The organism is Pseudomonas sp. zjy_15 (assembly GCF_043101865.1).
Taxonomy (GTDB): Bacteria; Pseudomonadota; Gammaproteobacteria; order Pseudomonadales; family Pseudomonadaceae; genus Aquipseudomonas; species Aquipseudomonas putida_Y.
Genome location: NZ_JBICII010000076.1, coordinates 23257 through 29997, shown reverse-complemented (window position 1 = coordinate 29997; position 6741 = coordinate 23257). Strand labels below are relative to the sequence as shown.

Sequence of the window (6741 nt, the reverse complement as noted above, 5' to 3'; positions counted from 1 at the left end):
ACACCACAGTATTCAAGGGCTGTGGTGTACCTGTGGGAGCGGGCAAGCCCGCGAAGAATCCACCGCCGATCAAGGTACCTTAGGTACCTCAGGTAGCGGCTGGCCTTTAGGCCAGAGCATCCAGATCTGCCCCTGCTGCTTCATGTTCCCCGCCAGCTCGCCGGCTTCCGGCCCGGTGCCCCAGAACAGGTCGGCACGCACTTCACCCGCAATCGCCCCACCAGTGTCCTGCGCACCCACCGGGCGCACCACTGGCGAGCCGTCCGGGCGCGTAGTGGAAAGCCACAACAGGCTGCCCAGCGGAATTACCTTGCGGTCGATGGCCACGCTGTAGCCGGCGGTAAGCGGTACGTTCAGCGAGCCGCGCGGGCCTTCGTTGCTGTCCGGGCGGGTGCTGAAGAATACGTAGCTGGGGTTGCTCGCCAGCAGTTCTGGTACGCGCTGCGGGTTGGCCTGGGCCCAGGCATGAATGGCACCCATGCTCACGTCTTCTTTTTTCAGCTGGCCCTGTTCCACCAGCCAGCGGCCGATCGGCCGGTAAGGGTGGCCGTTCTGGTCGGCATAGCCCAGGCGCAGTTGACGGCCATCTTCCAGTTGTACCCGGCCAGAACCCTGGATCTGCAGGAATTGCAGGTCCATCGGGTCGGTCAGCCAGGCCAGCACCGGTGCCTTGACGCCGTTACGGTTGATGACTTCGGCCGTGTCGTATGGCTTGAGCACCCGCCCCTCCAGACGGCCGCGCAGGCGTTTGCCCTTGAGTTCGGGGTACACGCTGGCCAGGTCGACCACGATCATGTCATCAGGGATGCCGTAGACTGCCACATGGTTGGTTGCCGATTGGCTCAGGCTGCCTGGGTAGACTGGTTCGTAGTAGCCGGTAATCAGGCCATTGGCGTTGTTCTCTGCAGAGCGCAGGCCGTACACCTGCAGGTTCTGCTCAAGGAAGGTACGCACTTGGGCGGCGCTGGCTGTGGCACTGCCGGCCGCTTCGCAGGTGGCGGCCCACACCGGATCGCGCTTGAGTTTTTCGCAGCCATTGCGCCATGCATAAAAGCCTGCCAGCAGGTCTTCATCGCTGACGGCCGGCAAGTCTTTCCAAGTGGCCGGGGCATAGGTGGCGACAGCGTGGGGCTCGGGCTTGGCGCTCTCGCCGCCGTTGCAGCCGGCCAGCAAAGCCAGCACCGGCAGTGTCCAGGCCAGGTGACGCAGGGCAGATTTCATGTGTGCATTCCTGTCAGAAGCGAACATGAAGGTTCGCCCCTGCCTTTTATGTGGCTATTGGTGTTTGGCCTGGGGGCAGCGATACTGGCCGCCCATTTGCGTAGGCCGAAGTGAGCGTGATGTTTAAGCGATTGACCGTTGTTCTGCTGGCAGTACTTACCCTGGGAGGGGCTCTGACGGGGTGTGACCGGGTAGACCCGAACTCGCCGCTGGGGAAACGCAAGGTGATCTTCAAGGACATGCTCAAGACCAGCGAAGACCTGGGTGGCATGCTGCGTGGCCGGTTGCCGTTCGACGGGGTGAAGTTTGCCGACGGTGCATTGAAGCTGGACAGCCTGTCGCATCAGCCGTGGCAGCATTTTCCACAGGTGCGCGATGGTGGTGACAGCGCCGCCCGCGCCGAGGTGTGGGAGCGCCAGGCGCGGTTTCATGACCTGGCCCGGCAACTGGAAGGTGTCACTGGTGAACTGGTTGATGTCAGTCGCAGCCAGCCGCTGGATGCTGCGCAACTGAAAGCACCGATGGACAAGGTCGAGGCTGCGTGCAAGGCCTGTCATAGCGAATTTCGTAATCATTGAATGGCTGTGCTGTTTGCGCAAACCGTCGAGGCGTGTACAAATTCCTGTGGGAGCGGCCTTGTGTCGCGATAGGGCCGCGCAGCGGCCCCAGGATTTCAGCAGAAATGCATGCATAGCCGGGGCCGCTGTGCGGCCCTGTCGCGACACAAGGCCGCTCCCACAAAGACCAGGCTTGCCGGCCAGATGCCTTAGCGGTCGAGATCGTCGACCGCTTCCTGCAGCTCTTTGCGCGACTCGGCCAGCTTGTCCTTGCGCTTGTTGATCTTCTCGGCGTCGCCTTTCTTCTCGGCCTTCTTCAAGTCCTTTTCCCGCTGCGCCACTTCATGGCGTGCGTCGAGCACCTTCTGCTCACGCTCTTTGCGCAGGCTGGCGTCGGTGCAGTTGTCCACACCGCGCAGGGCTTCTTCCAGCCCTGCAACCTGATCGCTGTTGCCGTGGTCACGGGCAATTTTCAGCTGGTTTTCGATGGCGCTACGCTTGGCGGCGCAACCGGTCAGGCCCGGGTCCGGCTGGGCAGCTTGCACGCTGCCCGCAGCCAGACCCAGTGTTGCGAGCAGGAAAAGAGTCGAAATACGTTTCATGAAAAGCCTCTTGAACGGGGCGGGGCAGCAAAAGTTGGTGGAAATCCTGCCTTGGTTTTACCCATTTAGAAACCCTTGGTGGGGTTTTCTGCCTGAGTCTCGGGTTTTTCCTACGCATTATTTGGTAAAAAATCATTGCTCAATGTGCTGGGGTGGGGTCGGGAACCCTTCTATGCCGGTTTCTGCCAGCTGTGCGGCAATGGCTTGCACCTCAGCGGCCGCGAAGAAATCCACAAGTTGGCGCGAGCGTTTTGCGCCGATGCCGGGCACGGTTTGCCATTGCCCGGCACTGCGTGAGGCCAGTTCCTGCCAGTCGCCAGTCAGTGGCAAATGCTTGCCAATGGGCGCGCCAAGGGCGCGTAGCCACTGATCGAAGGGGCGTGAGCGTGCTTCGTCGAAACTGCCCAGCAAGTGTGCCGCAGTGAGCCTGCTGATTCCGGGTGCCTGCTGCAGGCGTTCGGCATCGAGCTGCAGCCAGTCGGTCATGGACGTTACCAAGCCAGCTTCGACCAGCCGACGCCATGTGCCGGGCCCGGTGCGCGGCAAGGCCAGGCCCTGTTTGCCGCTAAGCCAGGTGAGGCGGGCAATGAACTGCTCATCGCAGCCCTCGCTGGCCTGCCAGCAGCTGTGGGCATGATGCTGCTCGGGTGCTGGCGCGGTAATCGGTTGGCGCTCTACAGCGCGGTGCACGACGTGATCGAGCCGCGGAATGGTCAGCCCGGCAAGGCTGATAGCCACCTGATCGCCGGGGCGAATATCCAAGGTTTGCCAGCGCGCCAGCGACCCAAGGCTGACCTGGGTAATACGACGGTCATCGAGGGTAACGGGTTGCACATGCAGAACGGGCGTGACCCTGCCAGTGCGGCCGACCCGAAAGCGCACGTCTCGTACTTCGGCCAAGGCTTGTGCATAGGGGTACTTCCAGGCTGCGATCCAGTACGGTGCCTTGGCCTGCCAGCGCTCGGCAGGCGGCCGGCTGCCCTGGCGCAGGATCACACCGTCGGTGGCGAAGGGCAGAGCAGAGCGATACCAGTGCTCGCGCCAGTGTGCCGCATCCTCCAGCGTGTCGATGGCGATGCTGTAAAGCTGGCTGTCCGGAAACCCCAGCCGTGCCAGCTGGGCGAGGCGATCGGCCTGTTGCTCGGGGCCGTGCGGCCAGCCCCACACGAACAGGCCGATAGCGTTGCCTTGTGCGCCAGTCAGTTGCTTGCGTGCAAGCAGCCCTGCCACGGTACCCCGGGCGTTGGCGCTGCCTGCCTTGGCTTGCACATGGTCGTCCAGGCGCAGATACAGCTCACCTTGCAAGTGCAGGTCGACCGCCTCAGGCAACTGCCGAGTGACAGCGCCGAGTTGTGGGATGTGTCGGCTCCAGTCATGGCCGTGTACACCGTCCCCCCGGCTGGTCAGCTGTACCAATCGGCCCTGCTGGTAAGTGAGGGAAACTGCAACACCGTCGACCTTGGGCTGTACCCACACGCCGGTCTTGCCGGCCATCCATCGCGCCACGGCCTGGCGGTCTGCCAGCTTTTCGACGCCGGTATGCGGTACGGGGTGGGGGACCGGGCCGCGAGCGCTGGCGAGGGGAGAGGTGCTGGTGCCAACCGCGAAGCACTGCTGCAGGTGATTCAGGCGCTCGCGGCTCTGATCGTACAGTTCGTCGGCTACCAGGGCTATGCCCTGGCGATGGTAGTGCTCGTCCCATCGGGCAAGCGTGGCGCGCAGTTGTGCAACTTCGGCCTTGGCCTGTTGCAGGTCCCAGTGTGGGCAGGAGGCAGCCCTGGCCAATGGGACGTTCAGCGCAAATAGCAGGGCGAACAACAGCAGGTACGGCATGGCCTGGCATCCTTGCATGGCGGTGAAGCGCTTAGCGTAGGCGGGTAGCGGGGCGGCTGGCGTGTGCAGTTGTCAGGTGATATTTCGCAGGTGCTCGTCTCCAATCCCGAGGTGGGACAAGAAACGAGCGCGGCGCTCTATCTCACAGGCGATAAAAATGCCGTGACAGGCACAAAAAAGCCCCTGCCGATCGCTCGGCAGGGGCTTTCATCTGGTGCTGCAGGAAGCTTACAGGCCGGCAGCGTCGCGCAGCGACTGGGCGCGGTCGGTGCGCTCCCAGGTGAAGGTGGTGAAGGTGTCGTCGCCGACAGTCTTCTGCTGCGGGGTACGGCCGAAGTGGCCGTAGGCAGCGGTTTCCTGATACATCGGGTGCAGCAGGTCGAGCATGGTGGTGATGGCGTACGGACGCAGGTCGAAGCACTCGCGCACCAGCTGGATGATCTTGTCGTCGGAGACCTTGCCGGTACCGAAGGTGTTGATCGAGATGGACGTCGGCTGGGCCACGCCAATGGCGTACGACACCTGGATCTCGCAACGCTCGGCCAGGCCGGCGGCGACGATGTTCTTGGCCACGTAGCGGCCAGCGTAGGCGGCGGAACGGTCAACCTTGGACGGGTCCTTGCCGGAGAACGCGCCACCACCGTGGCGGGCCATGCCGCCGTAGGAGTCGACGATGATCTTGCGGCCCGTCAGGCCGCAGTCACCCACCGGGCCACCGATGATGAAGTTGCCGGTCGGGTTGATGTGGTACTGGGTGCCTTTGTGCAGCAGTTCGGCCGGCAGGGTGTGCTTGACGATCAGCTCCATCACGGCTTCCTGCAGGTCTTTCTGCGAAACCTCCGGGTTGTGCTGGGTCGACAGCACCACGGCGTCGATACCGACCACTTTGCCGTTCTCGTAGCGGCAGGTGACCTGCGACTTGGCATCCGGGCGCAGCCACGGCAGCAGGCCGGACTTGCGCGCCTCGGCCTGGCGTTCTACCAGGCGGTGCGAGAAGCAGATTGGTGCAGGCATCAGGACTTCGGTTTCGTTGCTGGCATAGCCGAACATCAGGCCCTGGTCACCGGCGCCCTGGTCTTCCGGCTTGGAGCGGTCCACGCCTTGGGCGATGTCTACCGACTGTTTGCCAATGATGTTCATCACGGCGCAGGTGGCGCCATCGAAGCCGACGTCAGAGCTGTTGTAGCCGATGTCGATGATGACTTTGCGCACCAGGTCTTCCAGGTCGACCCAGGCCGAAGTGGTGACTTCGCCAGCGATGATGGCGACACCGGTCTTGACCAGGGTTTCGCAGGCTACGCGGGCGTATTTGTCCTGAGCGATGATGGCATCAAGGACTGCGTCCGAAATCTGGTCGGCGATCTTGTCCGGATGCCCTTCGGACACGGACTCGGAGGTGAAAAGGGAGTATTCGCTCATCTCGAAGGTTCCTGAAATTTACCGATGGTGTATGTCGCCAGCCGTCCGCTGAAAATGGCGGACCTGGATCTGGAAACCGTTACGCAAGCCCACGTACAGGCTGTCCGCATGGACCAGCCCGGCAGCGTTGGCCCAGCGCGCCAGGTCGTCCTGTTCGAAGCCCAGCCAGAGGTCGCCGCAGGCTTCGCGCGCCCACCCCTGGTCATGGCTGCACAGTTCGGTGACCAGCAGGCTGCCGCCTGCCTTTACCCGTTTGGCCAGCTGGCGCAAGGCCAGGGCCGGGTCGCTGAAATGGTGCAGCACCATGTTCAGCACAACGCAGTCGGCGGCCACATCCGTTGCACCCAGTGCATCGGCCAACTGCAGGTTCACGTTGTCGAGCCCTTCGCGCTGGCACACCTGACGTGCAAGTTCGAGCATGGTAGGGCTGTTGTCCAGGGCGGTGACCTGGGCAAAGCGCCGGGCCAGGTCGGGCAGGAAGCCACCGTCGCCGGGCCCGACTTCCAGCGCGCTGGCAGCCGGGTCGAAATGCAGTTTGTCGAGCAGCGCCAGCAGGCTTTCGCGGTACTGCGGAAGGCCGGCGATCAGGTCTTGCTGGGCACGGAACTTCTCTTCAACGCGCAGGAAGAAGTCCTGGCTGGTAGCCGCCCGGCGCTGCTGCACCTGGGCGATGCGCGCCTGCACATCGGGCGGCAGGGCCAACTCGTCGACTTCTTCGAGCAGCGCTGCATGCAGCCGGCCACCCAGGCGCAGGCCATCGGGCAGGGCACGGCGGTAGAAGATGGCGTTGCCTTCGCGGCGGGTTGCCACAAGGTCGGCCTGGGCCAGCACCTTAAGGTGGTGGCTCATGCCCGACTGGCCGATGTCGAAGATCTGCGCCAGTTCCAGCACGCCGAACGAGTCGTTGGCCAGGGCGCGCAATACGTTCAGGCGCAACGCATCGCCACTGGCTTTGCACAGGGCAGCCAATGTTTCGCGTTGCTCGGGGATCGATTGCGCACGCAGATTCATGGGGCGGCAGTCTAGACAGGCATCGATGCCCTAGCAAGGCCAATATCAAAAAGTTTTGATATTGGCGATGAGCTGCAAGCCGAAAGCTTCAAGCTACA

The 6741-nt window shown here is 63.2% G+C and carries 6 protein-coding genes; 1 reads left to right on the top strand and 5 read right to left on the bottom strand.

Annotated elements, in window-relative coordinates:
• Positions 1–69: 69 nt before the first annotated feature.
• The gene (locus tag ACF8EF_RS14410; protein WP_176683082.1) at positions 70–1221 is read right to left on the bottom strand and encodes a murein transglycosylase A; all 1152 of its coding nucleotides are present in this window, start codon (positions 1219–1221) and stop codon (positions 70–72) included.
• 119 nt (positions 1222–1340) lie between these two features.
• Here ACF8EF_RS14410 and ACF8EF_RS14405 point away from each other — a divergent pair, with 119 nt between their 5' ends.
• The gene (locus ACF8EF_RS14405; protein WP_209969626.1) at positions 1341–1799 is read left to right on the top strand and encodes a cytochrome c; all 459 of its coding nucleotides are present in this window, start codon (positions 1341–1343) and stop codon (positions 1797–1799) included.
• 188 nt (positions 1800–1987) lie between these two features.
• Here ACF8EF_RS14405 and ACF8EF_RS14400 read toward each other — a convergent pair whose 3' ends face one another.
• From ACF8EF_RS14400 to ACF8EF_RS14385, 4 genes are all read right to left on the bottom strand, one after another.
• Positions 1988–2380: a DUF1090 domain-containing protein gene (locus ACF8EF_RS14400; protein WP_084850245.1), complete on the bottom strand. Its 393-nt coding sequence runs from the start codon at positions 2378–2380 to the stop codon at positions 1988–1990.
• Between the two features lie 132 nt (positions 2381–2512).
• The gene (gene ligB, locus ACF8EF_RS14395) at positions 2513–4213 is read right to left on the bottom strand and encodes an NAD-dependent DNA ligase LigB (protein WP_392461423.1); all 1701 of its coding nucleotides are present in this window, start codon (positions 4211–4213) and stop codon (positions 2513–2515) included.
• 228 nt (positions 4214–4441) lie between these two features.
• Positions 4442–5632, bottom strand: coding sequence for a methionine adenosyltransferase (gene metK / locus ACF8EF_RS14390; RefSeq protein ID WP_003249375.1), 1191 nt, complete (start codon positions 5630–5632; stop codon positions 4442–4444).
• An 18-nt stretch (positions 5633–5650) separates the two neighbouring features.
• Positions 5651–6643, bottom strand: coding sequence for a metalloregulator ArsR/SmtB family transcription factor (locus tag ACF8EF_RS14385; RefSeq protein ID WP_176683085.1), 993 nt, complete (start codon positions 6641–6643; stop codon positions 5651–5653).
• Positions 6644–6741: the final 98 nt, after the last annotated feature.

Bases quoted from the DNA above. Each gene is read 5' to 3' on its own strand.
- ACF8EF_RS14385 (WP_176683085.1), bottom strand. From the start codon at position 6,643: ATGAATCTGCGTGCGCAATCGATCCCCGAGCAACGCGAAACATTGGCT.
- ligB (WP_392461423.1), bottom strand. From the start codon at position 4,213: ATGCCGTACCTGCTGTTGTTCGCCCTGCTATTTGCGCTGAACGTCCCA.
- metK (WP_003249375.1), bottom strand. From the start codon at position 5,632: ATGAGCGAATACTCCCTTTTCACCTCCGAGTCCGTGTCCGAAGGGCAT.
- ACF8EF_RS14410 (WP_176683082.1), bottom strand. From the start codon at position 1,221: ATGAAATCTGCCCTGCGTCACCTGGCCTGGACACTGCCGGTGCTGGCT.
- ACF8EF_RS14400 (WP_084850245.1), bottom strand. From the start codon at position 2,380: ATGAAACGTATTTCGACTCTTTTCCTGCTCGCAACACTGGGTCTGGCT.
- ACF8EF_RS14405 (WP_209969626.1), top strand. From the start codon at position 1,341: ATGTTTAAGCGATTGACCGTTGTTCTGCTGGCAGTACTTACCCTGGGA.